The following is a 24,160-nucleotide window of genomic DNA, read 5'->3' as shown; positions in this document are numbered from 1 at the left end:
GTAGGGTCGGGGGGCGGTGGGTCGCTGGCCAGATCACGTTGCAGACCGGAGCCTCGATGTCGGACCTCCTGACCCGCCCGACCCCCAAGCGTCCCACCACCCTGCGCTTCCAGGGCCGGGTGCTCTTCCTGGTCGACGACGCGGAGCTGATGCGGCTTCAGCTCCAGGAGGGCGCCGACCTGCCCCTGACGGACGAGCTGAAGGCGAAGCTGCGCGACCAGATCAGCACGGACGAGATCACTCCCGCCTACATCTGCTACTTCCACGACGAGACGCTGGGGGAGTTCCCCTATCTGGGTCTGATGGCCAAGGATCCCGCTACCGGCGAGCCGGCCTTTCCCGTGGGGCGTGGCAGCGTCAAAGCGGGTGGCTTCGTGTGCTCGGTGGCCGGCAAGCGGCGCGGCAAGGGGTCCAGCCGCGAACAGAGCCCCTATGCGGAGCTGATGGCCGGGATCGAGGTGGTGGTCGGCGAGAGCATCGAGCGGATCTACAACGAGAACTGCCAGAACCTCGGCATGCTCACCACCACGGACTTCGGCGTGATCGACCGGATCCGCGCGGGTGAGGAGATCCAGCTGGAGGAGTTCCTGGCGGGCAAGGACGCCATCACGCGGCAGATCATCGAGTACGGCGGCCTGTTCGAGTTCAACGTGGCGCGCTTGCAGGGCAGGGTGGACGTCCCGTTGCCGGAGGCGCTGAGCCACGCGCACGAGGGTGCGGCGGCCGCCCTGGAGGCCGCGGGAACCGCTGCCGAGATGTCGGGTCTCGCTCCCGCGCTACCGTCGTCGCGACCCATGACGCTCGGTGAGAAGATCTTTGCCCGTCACTGGGTGGTCGACGCCGCGCACGGGAACATCGGCGTCGACTGGGTGCGACCGGGAGAGGCCGGGTTCTTCCGCACCGATGTCCGCTTCTCGCACGAGTACGTGACCCCCATGGCCGCCATCTTCTTCGAGGAGAAGCTGGGCGAAGATGCGGAGGTGACCGACAAGAGCTCGATCCTGTTCTTCCGCGATCACCTGACGTTTCTCGCCAAGGCGATGAGCCAGGAGCGCATCGAGCAGGGCCTGCTGGAGGTCGCCAACCAGCTCGAGGTCAAGCAGCGCGAGTTCTCGGAGCGTCAGGGCATCACGCTGTACGGCGAACAGATGGGCCAGCGCCTGGGTTCGGAGGCGATCTGCCACTCCAAGATCCTCGAGGAGTACGCCGAGCCCGGCATGTTGATCATCGGGACCGATTCGCACACGCCGCACGCCGGTGCCATCGGCGCGCTCGCCTTCGGCGTGGGGACGACGGCGATCTTCAACTCATGGATCACCAAGGACGTGCGCGTGAAGATTCCGCCCTCGTTCAAAGTGGTGATCACCGGAACGCCGCGCGCCAACGTCACGGCCAAGGACTACATGTTGGAGATCCTGCGCCATCCCTACATCCGGGATGGACACGCGATCGGCCAGATCATCGAATACGCGGGACCTGCCGTGGAGGCGCTCTCGGTTGACGAGCGCGCGACCATGACCAACATGGCGGCTGAGGTCGGTGCCTTCACCGGCCTCGTGGCCGCGGACGAGCGCGCCGTCGAGTTCATGGTACGCGAGCGCGGCATGGACGAAGCGCGCGCCCGCTCGTTGGTCGAGGGCATGCAGAGCGATCCCGGTGCGGAGTACGTGAAGATCATCGAGATCGATGCGTCCACGGTGCGCCCGATGGTGGCGCTGCCGGGAGACCCCGGCAACGGCCTCTACGTGGACGAGCTCGCCGACGGACCCATCCGGATCGACATCGCCTACGCAGGGTCGTGCACGGCGGGCAAGAAGGAGGACATGGACATGTACGCGCGCGTTTTCGCCGAGGCGCGCGAGCAAGGTCTTACGGTGCATCCGGACGTGCGCTGCTACATCCAGTGCGGCTCCATCGAAGTGCGGGAGTACTGCCGTGCGCAGGGCTACCTCGAGCTCTTCGAGGCCATGGGCGCGTCGTTCATCGAGCCCGGGTGTGGAGCCTGCATCAACGCGGGCCCCGGCGTGACCGCCGCGCCGGACGAGGTGTCCATCTCCTCGCAGAACCGCAACTTCCCCGGCCGCTCCGGACCCGGGCAGCTGTATCTGGCCTCGCCCTATACCGTGGCGGCCAGCGCGGTGGCGGGGCAGGTGGTGGAGTGGGTGCCGGGGCAGGCCATCCGCCCGCTAGCGGCGCGGGAGCCCCAGCTGGCCTGACCTCGGGTCAGGTGGGACGGGGTGCGGGTGCCCCCGCTCGGCTCGGCGCGGCGCCCTGCGCGACGCTGAACCTCCGAGGCGGCTGTCGGCGCCCTCGCGGCGGTGCGACCTAGGCGATCCCGGCCAGGGATCCGCCCGTCCCACCGCTCGGCGCTGCGCACACGACGCGATTGCGACCGCTGTGCTTGGCCGCGTAGAGCGCGCGGTCCGCGGCGCGCAGCAGATCGGCGGGCAGGTCACGTCCCGGGCCCCAGGTGGTGATGCCGACGCTGATGGTGACCCGGAAGGGGTTCCCCTCCGTGTCCGTGTGCCGCAGCGCCTCGACCTCGGCGCGAATGCGCTCGGCGAGCGCTTCGCCCCCTTCGAGCTCCGTCTCGGGAAGGAGCACAGCGAACTCCTCGCCGCCGATGCGCCCAGCGTAGTCCACCTCGCGGATCACGCTGCGGATGGCCTGAGCAGTGGCGATCAGGACTGCGTCGCCGGTCGGATGGCCGAAGGCATCGTTGACCTGCTTGAAGTGATCGAGGTCCAACAGCATCAGGACGAAGGTATGGCCGTGCCGCTGGCTCCGACGTGCTTCGCGCTCGAGCTGATGCAGGAAGTGGCGGCGGCTGCTGAGGCCGGTGAGCGTATCGTAGTTCGCGAGACGCTCCAACTCCGTATTCGCCTCTTCCAGTGACTCGGTCACCAGACGGAGGCCGGCCTCGATGCGGCGACGGTCGGTGGTCTCGCGGAACACCAACACACGGGCGAGCAGCTCGCCGTTCACCGAGTTGTAGATGGGCGAGACCCGCAGGTCGTGCACGCGCTCGTAGTTGGCGGGGCCGAGATTCACGTCCTGCACCTCGCTGATGCCCAGCTCCAGCACCTGCTGCAGCGCGGGGGCTCGGGCCAGATCCGCAAAGTCCCGCCCGATGGAGGAATGGGTGCTGGGTCCGAAGAGCTCGGCACCGGCCGGGTTGAAGTCGAGGACGCGACCCTGATGGTCGAGCACGAACACGGCGTCCCCGATGCTCTCGAACACCAGATTGCGCGCTACCGGGACCAGGTCCGCGACCCCGGCCCTGAGGAGTCCCCAGGCCAGCAGCGATCCCGCGACCGCGTAGGCGAGCGGGACGAAGTCGAACCACACGCCGGGACTGACGGGCGACAGGTAGACGATGGTGGCGGCCACGACCAGCGCCGGCGCGCCGATGATGGACACGAGCTGTTTACGCGTGTGATACGTCTGCCCGACCGTCCAGGCCAGCACCGCGGTGGCGGCCACCACCAGGCCGTAGCAGTAGAGCGCATGGACGTAGAAGGCGGGACCGTGCTCCAGCGTCAGCCCGAGCAGGGAGCCGCTTTGCTCCTGGCGCACATCGGTCCAGATCAGATGGTGCCACTCGTTGGTGAAGACCAGACCCGTAATCACCGTGGCGATCAACACCAGCAGAGGTCCCCACTGCGTCGACGTGCGCGGGGTGCGGCCGGTGTAGCGGAGGGCGAACAGGAACCACGCCACCGAGGCCCCCAGCACTCCTGGGTACTGGAGCTTGGAGAACCAGACCTGGGCGGGGAGGCTCACGAAGGCCAGGGAGGCCGCCTGGGCCAGGGACCAGGTCCCCACGGCGAGCATCATCCAGCGGAGCTGGAGGGCGGCGGCGGCGGGGCGCGTGCGCTGACTGTACGCCGCGGTCGCGGCGCACCACACCACCCCGACCAGCGGGGGGATGATCCAGGGAGTCAGCTGCACAACACGTGGACCTTATCGGGGGTGGGGCCTGCAGAGGGCCAGCGGGGGTCCGAGCGACCCATCCGGCTGCACCTTTCATACCCGAAGAGCGTGGAATTCCGCCCAATCCGGTCATCGATGGGCCGAATGCCAGGATTCGGCCCAGCGGATGTCGTCAACCCACCGAAACTCGGGGGTTTTCCGAGGAATGCGGAACCAAATTCCGGGTCCGCAGGGGGCTGTGGCCAGGACAGCCCGATTCTCGGAACTTCAAGGGAAAACGGACGTTTGGGGGAAAAAGGGTCAGGTGCGGGGTCGTTCGTGCTCGGCGTCGGGGACCCGGGCCCTCCTTGCACAACGCCCCCGCGGCCGGGGGTTCGGCCGCGAGGGCGGATTCATGGCCGCTGCTGGACTCGAACCAGCGACCCCTACGATGTGAGCGTAGTGCTCTACCAACTGAGCTAAGCGGCCGCGTCCGCCGAGTCACGCGTCGGACCTGGCGGCGAGGGCGTCGACCGGGGTCGGACCCTCAGTACCCCCACGGGGAATCGAACCCCGGTTTTCTGGCTGAGAACCAGATGTCCTAGGCCACTAGACGATGGGGGCAAAGGCTCGGCGAGCAACCGAATCTCGCAGAGAACGTGGAAAATACCCCGCCCCCCCAGGTCGTCAACCCCGAACCGAGCCGGGCTGGCCGGGGTCCGGTCGAGCGGAAGTCGTGCGGCGATTCGGCGGCTGGGCAACGAGCGGGAAGGCCGTCCGAACCAAAAGCCAGTCCACGGGTTACATGGCCTGGCTCGCCGCGGTGGGCGGGGTGGCTTTCTACGACGATGGCGTCGCAGACCAGGGAGACCGATGGCGAAGAAACGTCGGGTGCTGGACGAAGAGACGGTCGAGCAGTGGCTGCAGGACCATAAGGGGTGGCGGCTGCAGGAGGGGGCGATCGTCAAGGAGTTCAAGTTCAAGTCCTTCCGGGACTCCATCGTCTTCGTGAACCGGGTCGCAACGATCGCGGATGACGCGAATCATCATCCGGACGTCGACATCCGTTTCAGCCGGGTCACGATCTCCCTGACCACCCACGACGTGGGCGGGCTGACCAAGACCGATCTGGACGTGGCCAAGACCATCGATTTCGCGACGTCGGCGCGCTGACCCGACAGCGGGCCCCGTCGGCCAGACTGCCCGCCCGCACCCATGGGTGAAGAGATGCAGCCTTTGACCGTTCGCCCTCGCGCACTCTCCTGGCTGCTGGTCCTCGCGTCCCTGGCCGCCTGCGACGGCGAGCAACGCGGCTCCGGTGCCGCCACGGGCGGTGATGCCGCCTTCCGTGTGGCGCTGCTCACCTCGGGTCCCGTCTCGGATGCCGGCTGGTACGCCGGAGCCTATGAAGGACTGCAGCGCATCGGTTCCGAGCTGGGTGCCAGCATCACCCACCAGCAGACCCGCACACCGGCCGAGTTCGACGAGGCCTTCACCGCCCTGGGGGCGGACGGCTACGACCTGGTCTTCGCGCACGGCTTCGAGTATCAGGACGCGGCCCTGCGCGCGGGCGAGCGCTTCCCTGACATGACCATCGTGGTCAGTGGAGGTGGGCGACTTACCCGCAACGTCATCCCGCTGATCTTCCGGCTGGAGGAGGGCAGCTACCTGGCGGGGTTGGTGGCGGGATCCCTCACGCGCTCCGGAACGGTGGGGATGGTCGGCGGGGTGGAGATCCCACCGGTGAAAGGGACCTTCGACGCGTTTCGGGCGGGTGCCATGGCGGCGCGGCCGGACGTACGGGTGATCGAGGCGTTCACGGGGGACTGGGAGGACGTGGCGGCTGCCAAGGAAGCGGCGGTGGCGCAGCTGCGCGCCGGCGCGGACGTGCTCATCCACAACGTGGATGCCGGGAGCTTCGGCGTGTTCCAGGCCGTACGGGAAGCGCGCTCCCAGGGTCGCACCGCCTGGGCCATCGGCATGAACCGGGACCAGAACGACGTGGCACCCGACGTCATTGTCGGGAGCGCCGTCATCCACATTCCGGACGCGTTCCTGGAAGCGGCCCGGCGCGTTCGCTCGGGCGACCCGATCGGCGCACCGCTGGACATGACCATCGCCCAGGGCGTGATCGACTTCGTGTTCAACCCGGAACGTGCGGACGTCATCCCCGAGACGCTGCACAGCGCCGTGGATGCAGCGCGTGCGGGGATCCGGAGCGGGGCGCTCCGCGTGCCGCGCGTGCCGTTCGTCGAGGGCGACACCGGAGGCGGATGATCGATCGGGGGCCCTCCCTCGAGGTGCATGGCATCGAGAAGCGCTTCGGTGCGGTGCGCGCTCTGGCCGGTGCGCGCCTGGAGGCCCGGCCCGGAGAGATCCACGCGCTGCTGGGCGAGAACGGGGCAGGAAAGAGCACGCTCGTTTCGATGTTGGCCGGACTCGTTCGCCCGGACTCCGGAGAGATCCGACTGGACAGCGTTCCGGTACGGATCGACGATCCGCGTTCGGCGGCCGCCCATTCCATCGGCGTGGTACATCAGCACTTCAAGTTGGTCCCCGCGCTGACCGCCCTCGAGAACGTAGCTCTGGGTGCTTCCGTCGGCCTCGGTTGGGGGCCTTTGCCCTCGAGCCGGATCCGGGCGCGGGCGTTGGAGGTGGCCCGCAGCACTCGATTGGACGTCGATCTCGACGCGCGCATCCAGGATTTGAGCGTCGGTGCCCGCCAACGCGTGGAGATCCTCAAGCTGCTCTATCTGGGGCCGCGCCTGCTGATCCTGGACGAGCCCACCGCCGTGCTCTCTCCCGGTGAAGTGGACGCCCTGTTCTCCACGCTGCGCGCTTCGGCGGCGCAAGGACGCACACTCATCCTCATCGCTCACAAGTTGGACGAGGTGTTGAGCATCGCGGACCGCGTGACCGTGCTGCGCAGGGGTCGCACCGTCCTGGAGGCGCCGCGCGCCGACGTCGACGCGCGCCGCTTGGGAGAGGCCATGGTGGGTCGCGAGCCTCCCCGCTTGCGAGCGCGCGCCAGCGTGCAGCCCGGACCGCGCGTGGCCCGGCTGGAAGGCGTGTCGGTCCAGCGCCAGGGTCGGTCGCTGCTGACCGACGTCGACCTGGAGGTGCACCGGGGGGAGGTGGTCGCCATCGCAGGGGTGGAGGGTAACGGGCAGCGGGAGCTGGCGCTGGTGTTGGCTGGCTTGCTGCGTCCCGAGCTGGGTCGCGTCGAAGTGCCGGAGGCGCCCGCCTATGTCCCACAGGAGCGGATGGGTGAAGCCCTGATCCCCTCGTTCGCTCTGACGGAGAACGTTGCCTTGGCGTTGCGTTCGCAGGCGGGCTTCCGGGGCCGGGCGACGCTCCACTGGGACGCGATCGCGTCCCGCACCGAAGCGCTTCTGACGGAGTACGACGTGCGTGCTCCCGGCGTCCGGGCGCGCGCCGAGACCCTGTCGGGGGGGAACCAGCAGAAGCTGGTGGTGGGGCGGGAGGTGGCGCGCGGCTCGTCCCTGTTCATCGCCGAGAACCCGACGCGTGGGTTGGATGTGGCGGCCACGGCCTTCGTGCAGGAAACGCTGTTGAAGCTGCGCAGCGCCGGGGTCGCGCTGGTGTTGATCTCCACCGATCTGGACGAAGTGCTCGCTCTGGCGGACCGGGTCTACGCGCTCGTGCGCGGCCGCTTGCTGCACGTGCCCGACCAAGAGCGCACGCGAGAAGGGGTGGGTCGGCACATGCTGGCAGGGGTGACGTGAGCCGCCGTCGGGCGCACGGTCGGACCTGGGTCCTCTGGGTCACTCCGGCACTCGCGGTGGGCGGAGCCCTGCTGGTGGTGGCCGCCGCTCTGCTCGTGGGCGGACACGATCCGTTGCGCTCGCTCGGCGCCTTGGCTGCGGGCGGCTTCGGCACGCCCGAGCGGGTTCTCTCGATCACGTTGGTGCGGGCCACGCCGTTGTTGCTGGCCGGCCTCGCGGTGGCGTTGGCGTTCCGCGGAGGTGTCTGGAACATCGGCGCCGAGGGGCAGCTCTACGCGGGCGCGGTGGCCGCCGTGGCCTTGGCGGCGGCCTTGCCCCCTCTGCCGGGGGGGCTGGGAGTGGTCCTGCTGCTGGGGGGTGGTGTGGTGGCTGGTGCCGCCTGGGCCGCGCTGCCCGCCTGGCTGCGTTTCCGCTCCGGGACCAGCGAGGTCATCACCACGCTGTTGATGAACTTCATCGCGCTGCATCTCACCAGCTTGCTGGTGCGCGGTGCGCTGCAGGAGTCGCGCGGCGTGTTCCCCCAGTCGGAGTCGCTCCCCGAGGCGTTGCGCTTGCCGGCTTTGGTGCCGGGCTCCCGTCTGCACGTGGGCTTCGCGCTGGGGGTGGCGTTGGTGATCCTGCTGGGATGGGCCCTGGCCCGTACCGATTGGGGGTTCACGGTGCGGGCCACGGGAGCGTCCGAGGCCGCAGCCCGGCTGTCGGGTCGCATGGACGCGAAGCGGGGAGCCGCGCGCCTGCTGGTGTTGTCGGGGGGGCTGGCGGGACTGGCGGGCGCGGTTGAAGTGACCGGAGTGACCTACGCTCTGTACGAAGACCTCTCCCCCGGCTGGGGGTACACGGCGATCGCGGTGGCCCTGCTCGGTGGGCTGCGTCCGGGCGGCGTGCTGCTGGCCGCGGTGTTCCTCGGGGGCCTCGAAGGCGGTGCCAGCGCCATGCAGCGCGCCGCCGGCGTTCCGGCGGTGTGGGTACAGGGGATCGAAGCGACGCTGATCCTGGCCGTGATTCTAGCCGGAGGGTGGACGGCGCGTGCATGGCGGCGCAGCCAGGCGGCGGACAGTGCAGCGGTCGTAGGGGAGCAGGGTGCGGAGGCATCCGCATGACCGAGGTGCTCGCTCCTTTCCTCGAGGCCAGCGTGCGGTTGGCCGTGCCTCTGATCCTGGCGGCGTTGGGAGAGTTGGTGAGCGAGCGAGCCGGAGTGCTCAACATCGGCCTCGAGGGCTCGATCATCGCGGGTGCTCTGGGCGGCGCGCTGGGTGCGCTCGCCACCGGATCTCCCTACGCGGGTTTGCTGGTGGGAATGGCGGCCGGCGTGTCGCTGGCCCTTCTGTTCGGCGTGGTGGTGATCGTCTTCGGCGGAGATCAGATCATCACGGGCACTGCGGTGACCCTGGCCGGACTCGGCGTCACCGGCATCCTCTACCAGGAGGCCTTCGGCGCCACGGGCACCGCGCTCACCATCCCCACGTTGGCGGCCTGGCGCATCCCCGGGCTGGTCGAGCTCCCGCTCCTGGGCAGCGCGCTGTTCGGCCAGGCCCCCACGGCCTACGTCGCCTACCTGCTGGCCCCCGCGCTGGCCTGGCTCCTCTTCCGTACGGGCTGGGGCCTGCGGGCGCGCGCGGTGGGGGAGGCCCCCGACGCCGCAGCGGCGGCCGGAGTCCACGTGCGCGCGGTCCGCATGGGTGCCGTGGCCTTCGCGGGAGCCACCGCCGGTCTCGCGGGCGCGCACCTGTCACTGGCGCACGCGGGCACCTTCGCGGAGGGGATGTCCGCCGGCCGCGGGTTCATCGCCATCGCGGTGGTGGTGCTGGGCCGCTGGCACCCACTCGGGGTGTTCGGGGCGGGGCTGTTCTTCGGTGCAGCCTCGGCCTTCCAGTTCTTCTTGCAGAGCCTGGGGCTGGACCTGCCCTACCCCCTGTTCCTGGGCCTCCCGTACGCCCTCACCCTGTTGGCCCTGGCCCGTTGGGGCGGGCGGACACCGGCGCCGGCGGCGCTGGCTCAGCCGTGGCCTCCACCCGCGGGTGGAGGGAGCCCGTGAGCGCCTGGGGTACCCTGGGCCGACCCGCACGAGATAGGTTCGACCGATGAATCTCCGTAGCGCTGCATCCCACGTCGTTCATCGTTGGGGGCGCCGGTCCCCGATCCTCCTGCTCCTCCTGCTCGCCTGGGCGGAGACGCGTCCGCTCGCCGCGCAGATTCCCGATGCCGGGGGAGCGACCCGGGTCGCCGAGCTACTCCGCGGACTGGATGGCGTGAAGCGGGTGCTCATGATCGGTGCCCATCCGGACGACGAAGACACCAGCCTGCTCGCAGCCCTGGCTCGCGGGCAGGGAGTGGAGGCGGCCTACCTCGCGCTCACGCGCGGCGAGGGTGGACAGAACCTCATCGGACCCGAGCTCTTCGAGGGACTGGGCGTCGTGCGTACGGGGGAGCTGCTCGCGGCCCGTGAACTGGATGGCGCGCATCAGTTCTTCACGCGGGCCTTCGATTTCGGCTTTTCCAAGAGCGCGGACGAGGCGCTGGCGCTGTGGCCGCGCGAGAAGCTGCTGGCGGACGTGGTGTGGGTGGTGCGGACCTACCGACCGCAGGTGATCGTCTCGGTGTTCACGGGCACGCCTGCAGACGGACATGGTCAGCATCAGGCGGCCGGCATCATGGCGCAGGAAGCCTTCGTGGCGGCGGCCGACCCGCAGCGTTTCCCCGAGCAGCTGCAGTTGGGCGCGCGCCCCTGGCAGGCCAGCAAGCTCTACGGGGGCGTGTGGCGCAACCCCGAGGGTGCGAGCGTCACCGTCGCGACCGGAGTGATCGATCCGCTGAGCGGGCGCTCGTACTATCAGATCGCGATGGCGAGTCGCAGCCAACACCGCTCGCAGGACATGGGGGTGGCTCAGATCCTGGGTCCGAGCGAGTCGGGATTGGCGCTCATGAATCAGGCGGCCGGCGTCGAGGTTGGCTCCACGCTCTTCGCGGGCGTGGACACCGCGCTGGTGTCGTTGGCCGACGCCAGCAGAATGAGCGGAGAAGGCGCTGCCCATCTGCGCGCGTACCGGCAGGGTGTGCAGGCGGCCGAGGACGCGTTGCGTCCCGAGGAGCCCTCCCAGGCACTGCCCGGGCTGCTGGCGGCTGTACGTCATCTCGAGCTGGCGCGCGCTGCCGCTTCGTCCGGGAGCGCGCTGTCCGACGAGCTGGCTTTCCGCAGCGGGCGCCTGGATGAAGCTGCGCTGGCGGCCGCCGGCGTGGTCGTCGACGCGCGCTCGAGCCGCGACCGTCTCGTTCCTGGCGAGACCTTCCGCGTCGACCTGGAGGTCTGGAACGGCGGCGCCTGGACCGCGACCGGCGTGGCCCCGGAGATCGAGCTCCCCGAAGGCGCACGGGCCCGCCCGGTCGTGCCTCCTCCTCCGCCACGGCGCTTCGGACCCCCCGAAGCCGACGCGGCCCGAGGCGAACGCACGCTCGGAGACTGGAGCTCCCGGGCTCGCGGCGAGGCGCGCACCCTGGCCGCCGGAGCGTTCGAGCGCTGGAGCTTCGAGATCGAATTGCCCTCCGACGCGCCGTTCTCGCGGCTCTACTACCTCGAGCGTCCCCGCACGGGAGCGATGTACCAGTGGCCGGATGATCCCCAGGAATGGGGGTCTCCCCGGAACCGCGAGGCGTTTCCCGTCGACGTGCCCCTCACGTTCACAGCCGGGGACGAGACGGCTGCGGTGCGCTGGAAGGGAGCCGTCCAGTACCGGGGTGTGAACCCCGCGCGGGGCGAGCAGCGGGAGCCGGTGCTGATCCTGCCGGCCGTCTCGGTGGCGCTCGATCCAGGCGTGCTGGTCTGGCCGCTGGATCGTCGCGATCCCCGCACGGTGCAGGTCACGCTGGAAAGCCACGCCCCCGACGTGCAGGACGGCACCGTGCGGCTGGAGTTGCCGGCGGGGTGGACGGCGGAACCGGAGTCATGGCCCTATCGTCTGGAGCGCACCGGCAGCCGCGCGTCGTTCGCGTTCGAGGTGGTGCCGCCCGCGGCCATCCGCGAAGGCGAACAGACCATCCATGCGTTCGCGACCGCGTCGGACGGTCGGGCGTTCGCGGAGGCCGTCACGTTGGTGGACTACGAGCATATCCGCAGAAACGTGCTCTTGCGCCCGTCGGACGCGATCCTGCGCACTTTCCCGGTCAAGGTGGCCCAAGGCCTCACGGTGGGCTACGTCATGGGCACCGGGGACTCCGGCCCCGCTGCCATCCGCGAGCTGGGCATCGAGCCCCATCTCATCACGACCGACGATCTGGCGGCGGGAGACCTGGGCCGCTTCGACGTCATCGTGTTGGGCGTTCGCGCCTACGAAGCCCGACCCGACCTGGTGCAATACAACGAATCCGTCCTGGACTTCGTGCGTCGGGGCGGTGTGCTGATCTCGCAGTACAACCAGTACGATTACACACGTCCGGGCATCGCACCGTATCCGGTGCAGATCAGCCGCCCGCACGACCGCGTCACAGACGAAACCGCCGCTGTGCGCCTGCTGCAGCCCGACCATCCGCTGGTGGCCACGCCCAACCGGATCGGCCCCTCCGATTTCGAGGGTTGGGTACAGGAACGCGGTCTCTACTTCCTGGGCGAATGGGACGACCACTGGACGCCCCTGCTCGAGATGGCGGATCCCGGAGAGGAACCCAAGCAAGGGAGCTTGCTGGTCTCGCGGGTGGGCGAAGGACTCTACGTCTACACGGGCCTCGCGTTCTTCCGGCAGCTGCCGGCGGGGGTGCCGGGTGCCTACCGACTGCTGGCCAACCTCATCTCGGTGAGGCCCAACCTGGTGCCCTGAGGGCACCGGCTCCCCGCTCTGCTGCTCTCGCGACTCCCTCGCCGTACCCGCGGTGGGGGTGTGGCACGGACTCTGCACCCCGCCTCCGCCCCGTAGGTGGTTGCGGTCGCCGCGAGGCGACTGCGGTCGGGGCTTCCACCCCTGTCGAGGCACGTCCTCGAGCCCTGGTCCCTCGAATGGTCGCTGTCGGTGTCCTGAGAGGGCGGTGACGCCACCGAGCAGTTGGACGCTCGTGAGCAGCATTCGTCTTCCCGTACATCGCAGGACTGAGGGACATGAAGGTGGATTCGAACGCCCGCCCGGGCCGGCGCTGTCTGTTGCCCTGGTGGACCGGTCTGATCGCTCTGGTTCTGGGGATCGTTGCCGCCTCCCCGGCAGGGCTTTCCGCGCAGGTCGACCTCGTTCTCAACCTGACGGACAGCCCCGACCCGGTCGCTGCGGGTGGGGTCATCACGTACTCCACCACGGTAAACAATGACGGGCTGACCACGGCTACGGGTGTGCAATTCACCCTGGACGTGCCCGCCAACGCCACCTACGAGGGATTCACCGGGGCGGGAATCAGCTGCTCGGGAATGACGGTCGGCGCACTGGGCCCCGGGACGGTGACCTGCTCCCTGCCCGACCTGCCCAATGCGGCGACGGCGGCGCTGACGGTTCAGGTTGGGTCTACAGCGTCGGGGTCCGTCATCATCCAGGCGCAGACCAGCGCCAACGAGGCCGACGCTCAGCCCGCCAACAACTCGGTCACGGAGACCACCACCGTGACCGCGGGTGCCAATGTCGCACTCTCCATGACCGGTCCGGCCACGGGGAGCTCCGGCTCGACCATCAACCACTCGCTGACCCTCTCCAACGCCGGACCGGACGCGGCCAGCGCGCTCGAGGTCCAGTTTCCAGTACCGTCTGGCCTCCTGTCGGTCGGCTCGCTACCCGCTGGCTGTTCGCTCGGGGGCAGCACCATCACCTGCACCGTGTCCGGGCCCATCGCCTCCGGAGGGTTCACGGTGATCGGCCCCTTCTCTTGGCAGATCAGTGCGGGTGCGGGGAGCACCATTACCGCGTCGGCGTCCGTGCAGGTGAGCGGCAGCGCGCCCTTCGGGACGCCCCAGGATCCCGACGCGTCGGACAACACCGCGGTCTTCAATACCACCGTGACGGCGGGCAGCGATGTTCGGGTCACGGTCTCCCGCAGCCCCTCTTCGGGATCCTACTTCGTCGGCGGCGCCCTGAGTCTGGTGTTGACCGCAGCCTACACGGGCGACAGCCCCAGCGGGCTTTCCCTGGTGGATCTGGTGCCGGGTCAGTACACGATCGACACGGGGTCCTTCAACCTTTCGCAGAACGGCTGGACCTGCTCGGTGGCGGGCCAACAGGTGACCTGCACCAGGCCGGCCGGCGGAGCCGCCGGGGCGAACCAGTCCCTGGGATCCATCAGCATTCCGGTGATCGTCGCCACGGCCGGCGTAGCGGTGACGAACTCGGCGACCATCTCGGCGGCCTCGCCGACCGATCCCGACCTGAGCAACAACTCCGACGACGACGGCGGAGCCACTCTTCTCGATCCGGCTGCCGACCTCTCCGTCACCAAGAGCGCTCCCAGCCCGGCTCTGGTGGTGCAGGGCGTCCCATTCAACTTCGCCCTCAGCGCTCGCAACAACGGGCCCAGCGTCTTCTCGGGGACGCTGATCATCACCGATCAGGTGCCGGCCGGCCTCACTGTCAATAGCTACACGTTGAACGGGTGGTCCTGCGCACCGGCGGCCCCGGTGACGGGCCCCGCCAACATCGACTGTCAGCGGACCTACACATCGGGCTCACCCCTGGCATCGGGCAGCACCACACCCACGTTCACGTTGAATGCGACCGCCACCGTCACGGGTGGCATCACGAACAGCGCCACGCTCAGCACCAGCGGCGCCAGCGTTCCGGACAACAACGCAGCCAACAACACCACCAGCGCCACCGTCACGTCGTCCACGGTGGGTGCCTCCGCCGACCTCACTGTGGCCAAGGTCGTGGACCTGGCCACCGTGCCGGCAGGCGAGGTGCTCACCTACACGCTGGAGGTCGTCAATCTGGGGCCGACCGCGGCGGGGAGCGTCACGCTCACCGACAATCTCACCACCCTGATCAACAACGCGGTGGGCGCGACCGGTGCCGGATATGTCGGTCATACGATCACCGAGAACGCTGCTGGGCCGGGCGGAGTCACGTGCTCCACGGCCTCGACGGGAAGTACCAGTCGGCGCTTGACGTGCACCATCCCGACCCTGCCCGTCTGCACGGCCGGTGTGGACTGCCCGACCATCGACGTCGCGATCCGGCCGGGTGGAAATGGTGGAAGCCGCACCAACACGGGAAGCGTGGTCTCTTCTGCAACGGCTGACCCCGTGACCGGGAACAACAGCGGCAGCGTGACCAGCACCGTGGATCCCCGTGCCGACGTCACGATCAGCAAGACCGCCACGCCCGACCCCAGTCCATCAGGGCAGGAAGTCGTCTTCGTGGTGACCGCCCTGAACAACGGCCCCAGTCAGGCGGCCAATGTCACCGTCACCGACGACTTGCCCTTGGACATGGTGTTCGTGTCCGCGTCGCCTTCCGCCGGAAGCTGCAGCGTGACGCCGACCGCGAACAGCGTGACGGCGCCCGGAAACCGGCAGGTCGTCTGTAACCTCGGAAGCATCAACAACGGCGCGCAACGTACGCTCACCATCCGGGCCAAGCCCACCAATGTCACGCGCGGCACCACGCTCACGAACAACGCATCGGTGAGCACCACAACGACGGAGCCCACGGTTCCGGGTTCGACCAACAACACCGCCACCGCCAACGTGACGGTCAACAATCCTTCGCTGGACATCCTCGTCAACAACTCGGACACCGTGGACCCGGTGGCCATCGGGGACGCGACCGCCTACACAGTAGTGGTCACCAACGTCGGGCCGTCGGACGCCGAGAACGTCGTCATCAACAACACGCTGCCTCCCGGTGGGTTGAGCTACCAGTCGGTGACCTTCCCAGCAGGCTCCTGCGCCACCACCCCGATCGTGGGTGCGATCGGTGGCACGGTCGTGTGTTCCATTGCGCGCTTGAGCGCCGGAGGATCGGCCACCCTCACCATCGGCATGCAGGGCGAGGTCAAGGGCGTCTACACCAACAACGTGTCGGTGGCGACCGACGAGACCGGACTTGGGTTCGAAGACGGATCGAACAACACGTCGGACGAGAACACCACGGTGCGCACGCGCGCCGACGTGCAGGTCGTGAGTGTGGTCGCCACCCCGAATCCAGTGGCTGTGCGGCGACCGTTCAACTGGGCGGTTCAGGTCAGGAACAACGCGGGCGCCGGCTTGTCGGAGGCGGACAACGTCACGGTCACGGACAACCTGCCGTCCGGGTTGGAGCTCACCGGCGCGCCCACGGCGGCCGTGGTCTCCGGTACCACGACCGCCAACACCTGCACCGGCCTGGCTGGAGGAACGAGCTTCACCTGCGATCTCGGCACGGTGAGCAGCGGTGCCGTGGTAGACATCACCGTCCCCGTTCGAAGCCTCAGCGTGCCGCCCGGCGGAACCGCGACGAACAGCGCGTCGGTGACCACGTCGTCGCTGGATGTGGTGCCCGCCAACAACAGCAACAACGGGGTCGTGACCATCCAGGGCTCCACGCTCACAGGGGTGGTGTTCAGGGACTTCGATGCGGACGGGGTCCAGGACGGGTTCGACACCGGCATCGCCGGGGTCACCATGACGCTGGCAGGCACGGCCTTCGACGCCAGCCCCGTCTCTCGCACCACAAGCACCAATGGGAGCGGCGTCTACACGTTTTCTGATCTGCCCGAGGGGACCTACACGATCCAACGGGGCGCGGTGAGTGAGCCCCACCTGGTGGTGGGCCAGCAGACCGCCGGGAACCGGGGCGGCAGCGCCGCCACGCTGGGCCAGATCTCGGCGATTGCGCTCGGCGAGATCGACAGTGGGAGCGGGTACCTCTTCGCCTACGTTCCCCAGGCGCGCGTGGGCGTCGCCAAGCGGGTGGCCTCCGGACCCACGGTTGCCGCCGATTCGAGTTACACGGCCGAGCTCCGGCTGGTCGTGGAGAACCCGAGCCTCGAGGACCTGGCGCTGGTGAGCGTGACAGATCCGTTGGCTGGGGCGGCGCCGGCGCTGGGCAGCTTTGTGGCCGGTGGCGCGGCTGCGACGCTGGCAGCGGGGCAGTACACCGTGCAGACGGCTCCTGCTTTCGTCGGTGCCTGCGTCGGCGGGACCGCGAATGCCGGGTTCGACGGCGACGGGACCCAACAAGTCGCCACCATCGCCACGCTCTCGGTGGGCGCCACCTGTGAGCTTTCGTTTACGGTGCGCTTCCACCCCGTCGTGCCGCTGCCGGTGGGTGGCTATGAGAATCAGGCAGCGGTGTCGGCCGTGGGCGCCCTGTCCGGCCAGACGCCCTCCGACCTCTCGCAGGACGGAAGCGATCCGGACCCCGACGCCAACGGCGACCCGACGGACAACGACGTGCCGACGCCACTCACGCCCACACTGGTGGCAGACGTCACCACGGTGGTGACGTTGAGCGGAAGCGGGAACGCGGGCACCACGGTGACCGGCACCGTTCTGTTCACGAACAACGGGCCCTTCACCGCTGCGGCGGTCACCTACACGCTGACCCTGGCGGCCAACCTGTCCGGGGTGAGCTTCAGCAACCTCCCCGGTGGTGCGGCGGCTGTCTACAACGCGGTGTCTGGACAGGTCACGTTCACCGGCATGCCGGGCTCGCTGACCGCATCCCAGATCGCTTCGGGAGATGGTAGCACCCCGATCGGGTTCACCTACGAGCAGTCTGCTTCGGGTACCAGCCAGGCGAACAGCGTCATCGCCACCAGCACCAGCCAGGGAGCCAACACGGCGCCCGACTCCGACGCCGACATCCTGGCGGGCGTGGGAAGCGCGGCCATCGGCGCGGCCAAGAACGGGGGCCTGTCCGGCAATACCGTGACCTACGACGTCACGCTCGAGAATCTCTCGTTCTCGACGGCCAATTCCGTCTCCGTGCCCGACGACCTGGACTCGGTGTTCGGCGCCGGCAACTACACCGTCGTCCAGGCTCCGACGCTGACGACGGCGCCGGCCACCGGCTCGCTCACCGTCAACGCGGCCTACACCGGCTCGGGTGGGAACGTCGATCTCATCGACCAGACCACGCCGCTCTCCAACACCATGGTCGTGGGCGACATCGCGGTGATCCGCTTCCGCGTCCTGATCATCAACGTGACCGACCAGGGACATGGGCTGGGTGTCTACCACAACCAGGTGACCACGACCGCCTTGGCTCCGGGGGCGGTGGGTCCCTACACGGACGTGTCGGTGGACGGCTCAGACCCGGATGCGAACAGCAACGGTACAGCCTCCGACGACGCCTCGCCGACCATCGTAGCGCTCGGAGCGGACGCGACCATCGGCGTGGCCAAGGCCGGCTCGCTGGCGGGCGACACGGTCACCTACGACTTCAAGCTCCGAAACACCGGCAACGCCGTTGCCGACTCCATCCAGCTCACGGACGACCTGGACGCCACCTTCGGCGCCGGCAACTTCCAGGTGCTCGGCCCTCCCCTGCTGGTGCTTTCTCCCCTGGCGGGCTCCCTGACGCTGGCGGGTGGCTTCACGGGCGTCGCTCCGAACCACAATCTCCTGGCAACGTCGCCTCCGGCCACCAACACCTTGCCGCCCGGCGACAGCGCCACCGTGCGTGTGCGGGTGCAGGTCACCAACGTCACGGATCGCGGCTTCGGGCTCGGCACCTTCCACAACAGCGCCTCCACGCGTGCGCGGGGTCCGGGTGCGGCCGGCCCCTACCTCGACACCTCGGTGGACGGCACCGACGTCGACCCCAACAGCAATGGGGATCCGACCGACGATACCAGCCCCACGATCGTGAGCGTCCCTGCCGACGCCACCGTGGGCGTGGCCAAGAGCGCCCAGGTGTCGGCACTGAGCGTGATCTTCCAGGTGCGCCTGGAGAATACCGGTAACGCGGTGGCGAGCGCCGTCTCCGTCACCGACGACCTGGATCTCGTCTTCGGTGCCGGGAACTACACGTTGAACAGCGCGCCGGTCTTCGTAGCGGACCCCGGGACGCTGACGCTGAATGCCGGCTACACCGGGTCTGGGGCCGCCACCGAGCTCATCGACCAGACCGTGCCCGGTGCCAACATCCTGGCCCCCGGAACGGCGGCCGTGATCCAATTCGGTGTGACGCTCAGCAACGTCGTGGACATGGGAAGCGGGTGGGGCGTCTACGCCAACCAGGCACACACGTCGGCCCTGGGACCGGCGGGCACGGGTCCGTTCACGGACGACTCGCAGAACGGCGGCTCGGTCGACCCCGACGGGGACGGCGATCCCACCAACAACTCCGTGCCTACCCCCGTGGTGATCCAGCCGTCCGATCTGGTGGTCACCAAGAGCGGGCCCGCGACCGCTCAGGTCGGCGATACCATCACCTATGTGATCGCGGTCACCAACGCGGGACCGGGCACGGCGGTGCAGGTGCAGATCCAGGACGTGCTGCCCAGTGGGGTCACCTTCGTGGGTGCGACAGGGGGGGCGTCCCTGTCAGGGGTGACGATCACCTGGCCTGTTGTCACACAGATGACGGCGGGCGCGGTCGAGACGCGCGAAGTGCGCGTGGCCACTCCGGCGGTGGGGACCTGGGAGAACGTGGCGAGAGCCAGCTCGCCCACCCTCGATCCCACTCCGTCCAACAACAACGGAACCGCCGCGGCGAGTCGCTCCACCGTCGTGGTCGAGGAACGCGGCGCCGATCTGGTCGTCACCAAGACCGGGCCCGCCACGGCCTTGGCGGGAGACACGGTCACCTACGTCGTCACGACGCGCAACGATGGTCCCGCGGATGCCGATGCGGTGGTGGTCTCCGACTCGTTGCCCGCGGGCGCGGTCTTCGTCGCTGCGAGCCGCGGCGGCGCGCTGTCGGCGGGTCAGGTGCGGTGGCCCGCCCTGACGCGTTTGACCGCGGGCGCCAGTGTAGTGGATTCACTGCGCGTGGTGCTGCCCTCCGAAGGGACGTGGCTCGACATCGCGTCGGCGACCAGCGCCAACCCCGATCCCGATCCGACCAACAACGACGGCTCCACACCGGTGCAGCGTGTCACCACCGTGACCCAGCGGGTCGACGTGTCGCTCGAGAAGCGCCTGCTTTCGGCCACCCTCGCTGTGGGCGGTACGGCCCAGTACGAGCTGATCGTCTCCAACGTGGGTAGCGTGCCCACACAGGGTCCGGTCACCGTGGTCGATACGCTGCCTGCAGCGCTGAGCTTCCAGAGCGCCACCGGCCTGGGCTGGACCTGCGCTGACGCGGGTCAGGTCGTGACCTGCAGCACCCCGGGGCCGTTGCCTCCGGGCGAAAGCAGCATGGTCTCGGTCAGCGCGCTGGTGATCGGTGCATCCGGAGAGTCCGTGGTCAATACCGCCACGGTATCGACGCTGGGAGACACGGGAGGGGCGGGGAACAACACGGGGGCTACGCTGCCGGCCGAGATCCAGCCGCTGGGTGAGCTGCGCCTGGAGAAGCGTGTGTCGTCGCCGGAGGCCGAGATCGGCGATCTCGTCACCTACGAGCTCACGCTCCGCAACGTCGGCGCGGGGCCCGTGACGGAGGTGGTCCTGTCAGACCGGCTTCCCACAGGGTTCTCGCTGGTGGCTGGTTCGGTGGTGGTGGACGGCACCAGTGTCACCGATCCGGTGGGCACACCCGGTCCGCTACTCGAGCTTCCCCTGGGCGACCTACCTGCCGGCTCCACCGTCCGCATCTCCTACCGCGTGCGAGTGGGGGTGGGCGCCGAGCTGGGTGACGGCATCAACCGGGCGGTCGGCTCCGGCTCCAACGGCCTGGCCGCGAGCAACGAGGCCGTGGCTGCGGTGGGCTTGCGCAAAGGCGTCTTCACGGACGAGGGCTTGATCCTCGGCCGGGTCTGGGTGGATCCGTGTGACTGCGTCCCCACGGGCGCCTTCGAGGAGCCGGTCGGCGAGACCGTGGGCGTCCCGGGCGTGCGTGTCTATCTGCAGGACGGCACCTCTGCCCTTACGGACCGTGAGGGCCGCTACTCGTTCGACGGGCTGCCGCCGCGCCACTGGTTGGTGCGGGTGGACGAACGCACGCTCCCGGCGGGCATGCGTTTGAGCCCGCTCACCACGCGGCACCTGGCGTCGGGGTCCAGCAAGCTGGTGGATCTGACGCGGGGTGAGATGGCGCGCGCCGACTTCGGCGATCCTGCCGCTGACTCGGCCCTCGTCCTGGACGTGATGGCGCGGGCGGCCTTGGGGCCGGTCCCCGACCTGGTAGTGCCGAGTGCTATGGCCAACCGGGCGGGCACCTCGATGCGGGGAGCTCCCGGCCCCTGGTCGGCGGCGGCCATGCGTAGCCCGCACACCTCCAACCTGGCTCCCCGACCGTCGTTGGTGGGGGGCGTCCGTCCAGTGGAGGGGGACCGCTCGTCGGGCCGGACCCAAGCGTTGTTCGCGCCCCTCTTCCGGCGTCCGGGATCCACATCGGGGATGGCGTTGGATGCCTCGGCGAACGCCCACGGCACCAGCGACGCTGCCGCGGGGATGCGCTCCGGCGACGGACGGCTGGGCGTGCTCCTGATGGGTTTCGTGGAGGGGCGTATCGACTGGCGCTCTCTCGCGGATGGAGAGCTGCTGACGCCCGGCGTCCGCGACCGCTTCCAGGACGCGTTGGAGGAAGTGTCGACGCAAAACGCCGAAGGCACCCTCACCGCCGGGGCCCGGGCGGCCGCGTTCGCCACGGGCGAGGTGGGTGATGGCTACCAGGTTACGCTGCGCGTCGATACGGAGAAGGACCGCGGTCGCCGCTTCTTCAACGACATCCGACCGGATGAGTTGTACGACGTGTTCGGCGATGCGTCACCGCGGCTCTTCGAGGCGCAGTCCAAGGGCCGCGTCTTCGGCGCTCTGGGGCGAGGCGATTCCTACGTGCTGTATGGGGACTTCAATACCGCGTCCTACGACCCGGCGTCGCAGTTGGGCCGCTACGCGCGCACGTTGAGCGGCGCCTTGCAGCAGTACTCTTCCGACCGGATGTCACTGCGGACGTTCGCCAGTCGCGATCGTTTCCAGCAGGTGGTCGACGAGTTGCCGGCGCTGGGGATCAGCGGACCCTACGCCCTGAGTCGTGCGGACGGCCTGCTCAACTCCGAGCGGGTCGAGCTCGTCACCCGCGACCGCACGCAGCCCGGGGTGATCCTGGACGTGGTGCCGCTCCAGCGGTTCACGGACTACACCATCGAGCCGTTCAGCGGGCGATTGATCTTCAAACGCCCCATTCCCTCGGTGGACGAGCGCCTGAACCCGATCTCGATCCGGGTGACCTACGAGTCGGAGACCGGGGGTGCGCGCTACTGGGTGTATGGAGCCGAGGGCCAGTTGAGCCCTTCGGAGCGCCTGAGCTTGGGTGGGAGCGCCGTGCGCAGTGACGATCCGTCGGGCCGCTTCGACCTGGCTTCGGCCCATGCCACGCTCGGCCTCGGCGAAGGCACCTGGCTCTCTGCAGAGGTGGCCCGCAGCGACAGCGCGGGCGCGCAGAACGGGGTCGCCTGGCGGGCTGAGCTGGTCCATCGCTCCGAGCGGGCCGAGTTGAGGGCGTTCGTGCTCGAAGCCGACTCTCTGTTCCAGAACGTCAGCGCCGGTGTGGCGCAGGGTCGTACCGAGATGGGGTTGACCGGTCGAACCCTGCTCAGCGAGAACGTGGCGCTCTTTGCTGAGGCTGTGCGCTCGGAAGACGCGCGCACGGATGGAGTGCTCACCGGAGGTCGTGTGGCCTTGGCCCGCAAGCTCAGCGAGCGTTGGAGCGTGGAGGTGGGCTTCCGTCATGCGTCCGAGGACCGGGCTGCCACCGCCGAGACGGCCAGCGTGGTGCCCAACGACGTCAATGCCGTGGGCCTGCGCCTGGAAGGGGCCTGGAGCGAACGGGGGACCCTGTACGCCGAGATGGAGCAGGACGTCCAGGACACCGATGCCCGTCGCGTGGCCGTGGGTGGCGATTTGCGGGTGGCCGAGCGGGCGCGCCTGTACGCCCAACACGAGCTGATCTCCAGCCTGGCGGGGCCCTATTCGCTCAACGCGATCCAGGAGCGCAACCGCACGGTGTTCGGGGTCTCCGCGGACTACCGTGAAGGCCAGAGCGTGTTCTCGGAGTACCGGGTGGGCGATCGCCTCAACGGCCGTGAGGCGCACGCGGCGATCGGCCTGCGCAACCAGTGGAGCGTCAAGGACGGCGTCCGTCTCAGCACCAGCTTCGAACGGGTGCGTCCCGTGTCCACGTCGGTGACAGGACCTGCATTGGCGGTGACCGGCGCGCTGGAGTGGGCCACCAGCCCACTCTGGAAGGGCGCGGTGCGGGGTGAGCTACGGGCTACCGAGACCAGCGATCAGGTGCTGGGCACCCTCGGGTTCGCGCGCCGCTTGACCGAGAACTCCACAGCTCTGGTCCAGAGTGCGCTGACCAAGGTGCTGGATGGTGGCGCCTTCTACGAGCGCACGCGGCTGGGTCTGGCCTACCGTGGGGATGGGCGCAGCAGTTGGAACCTCCTGGCCCGCTACGAGCACCGCACCGACGACGATCCGTTTGCGGCGGGCGGGCCCCTCGATCATCGGGCTCACGTCTTCTCCAGCCATGTGAACGTGCGGCCTGCGGATCGCCTCACGGTCCGGGGAGAGTGGGCGGCGAAGCGCGCCACCGACATCGTGGGTCCGGCGGAGAGCGAGTTGACCGCACAGCTCCTGGCCGCGCGGGCGACCTGGGATCTGACGTCGAACCTGGACATGGGCGCCATCGGTCGCACGCTGTCGGACGAGGCGCGTCGCCAGTTCGGCCTCGGTGCCGAGCTCGGCGTCAAGGTGTCCGACGGGCTACGGCTGTCGGTCGGGTACAACTGGTTCGGATTCCGGGACGACGATCTCGGGCTCGATCAGTACACCGACAAGGGCCTCTTCGTGGATCTGTCCTGGCGCTTCGACGAAGCCACGTTGGGGCTGAGTGGGACCGAACGACGCGTGGGTGAGCGTGCGAGGACCGAGGGCACGCAGGAGCAGGATCGGTGTCGCTGCACCCCGCCGACCGCTCCCGAGGTGAGGGAGGAAGCGCCGGCGCCGGCAGTTCCGCAACGGGAGCCGCGTGCCGCCGCGCCCGCACCGGTGCCGGAGGAGACGCCGGAGGCGGACACAACGCAGGTGGTCCGGACGTTGGTGGTGCCCAATGTGGTCCACTTCGCGTTCGACCGCGCCGAGTTGGATGCTGCGAGTCGTCGGGTGCTGGACGAGGTCGTGGCGGTCCTGGAGGCAGAGCCGCTCGTGACCGTCGCACTCTACGGCCACACGGACGTGCGCGGCTCCGACGACTACAATGCGGCGCTGGGGCAGAGGCGCGCTCGCGCGGTGCGCGAATACCTGGTTGCGCAGGGCATCGCGCCCGCGCGGCTACGCGAGATCTCGAGGGGTGAGGGGGAGAACTACCGCCTCGCCACCGAGGAAGTGGGCCACGCCCTGAACCGTCGTGTCGAGCTTCTCTTCTTCATGCCCGACGGGCTCCAGATCGAGGTGCGCCGCCAGGAAGGCGACCTGAAGGTGCGGGGCAGGCCGTAGGTGGGGCGCA

The 24,160-nt window shown here is 69.1% G+C and carries 9 protein-coding genes and 2 tRNA genes; 8 read left to right on the top strand and 3 right to left on the bottom strand.

Annotation, left to right across the window (positions count from 1 at the left end; genetic code table 11):
- The first annotated feature begins 56 nt into the window (after positions 1-56).
- Positions 57-2,216, top strand: a complete 2,160-nt coding sequence (locus R3E10_16360) for an aconitase family protein (protein ID MEZ4417328.1) — start codon at positions 57-59, stop codon at positions 2,214-2,216.
- Between the two features lie 109 nt (positions 2,217-2,325).
- Here the strand turns inward: R3E10_16360 and R3E10_16355 are convergent, their stop codons facing one another.
- The 3 genes from R3E10_16355 to R3E10_16345 all read right to left on the bottom strand — a co-directional run bounded on the left by R3E10_16355 (position 2,326) and on the right by R3E10_16345 (position 4,536).
- Positions 2,326-3,951, bottom strand: coding sequence for a diguanylate cyclase (locus R3E10_16355; GenBank protein ID MEZ4417327.1), 1,626 nt, complete (start codon positions 3,949-3,951; stop codon positions 2,326-2,328).
- A gap of 377 nt (positions 3,952-4,328) precedes the next feature.
- A tRNA-Val gene (locus tag R3E10_16350) sits at positions 4,329-4,401 on the bottom strand.
- A gap of 62 nt (positions 4,402-4,463) precedes the next feature.
- Positions 4,464-4,536, bottom strand: a tRNA-Glu gene (locus tag R3E10_16345).
- A 249-nt stretch (positions 4,537-4,785) separates the two neighbouring features.
- Here R3E10_16345 and R3E10_16340 point away from each other — a divergent pair.
- The 7 genes from R3E10_16340 (at position 4,786) to R3E10_16310 (ending at position 24,150) form a co-directional block, all read left to right on the top strand.
- The gene (locus tag R3E10_16340) at positions 4,786-5,085 is read left to right on the top strand and encodes a 4a-hydroxytetrahydrobiopterin dehydratase (GenBank protein MEZ4417326.1); all 300 of its coding nucleotides are present in this window, start codon (positions 4,786-4,788) and stop codon (positions 5,083-5,085) included.
- A 54-nt stretch (positions 5,086-5,139) separates the two neighbouring features.
- A complete protein-coding gene (locus tag R3E10_16335) occupies positions 5,140-6,189 on the top strand; it encodes a BMP family protein (protein ID MEZ4417325.1) in 1,050 nt (349 codons plus the stop codon).
- On the top strand, positions 6,186-7,658 hold the full coding sequence (locus tag R3E10_16330; protein MEZ4417324.1) for an ABC transporter ATP-binding protein: 1,473 nt from the start codon (positions 6,186-6,188) through the stop codon (positions 7,656-7,658). The genes R3E10_16335 and R3E10_16330 overlap by 4 nt, the downstream gene beginning before the upstream one ends.
- Positions 7,655-8,758: an ABC transporter permease gene (locus R3E10_16325; protein MEZ4417323.1), complete on the top strand. Its 1,104-nt coding sequence runs from the start codon at positions 7,655-7,657 to the stop codon at positions 8,756-8,758. Before R3E10_16330 ends, R3E10_16325 begins: the two co-directional genes overlap by 4 nt.
- Positions 8,755-9,693 (top strand): ABC transporter permease, encoded by a 939-nt coding sequence (locus R3E10_16320; GenBank protein ID MEZ4417322.1) that lies wholly within the window; start codon positions 8,755-8,757, stop codon positions 9,691-9,693. Before R3E10_16325 ends, R3E10_16320 begins: the two co-directional genes overlap by 4 nt.
- A gap of 46 nt (positions 9,694-9,739) precedes the next feature.
- On the top strand, positions 9,740-12,466 hold the full coding sequence (locus tag R3E10_16315; GenBank protein ID MEZ4417321.1) for a PIG-L family deacetylase: 2,727 nt from the start codon (positions 9,740-9,742) through the stop codon (positions 12,464-12,466).
- A 275-nt stretch (positions 12,467-12,741) separates the two neighbouring features.
- Positions 12,742-24,150 (top strand): SdrD B-like domain-containing protein, encoded by an 11,409-nt coding sequence (locus tag R3E10_16310; protein ID MEZ4417320.1) that lies wholly within the window; start codon positions 12,742-12,744, stop codon positions 24,148-24,150.
- Positions 24,151-24,160: the final 10 nt, after the last annotated feature.

The organism is Gemmatimonadota bacterium, from assembly GCA_041390105.1.
Lineage (GTDB): Bacteria > Gemmatimonadota > Gemmatimonadetes > Longimicrobiales > Gaopeijiaceae > JAGQIF01.
The sequence above is the reverse complement of the archived record's forward strand: the minus strand, read 5'-3'. Positions and strand labels throughout refer to the sequence as shown.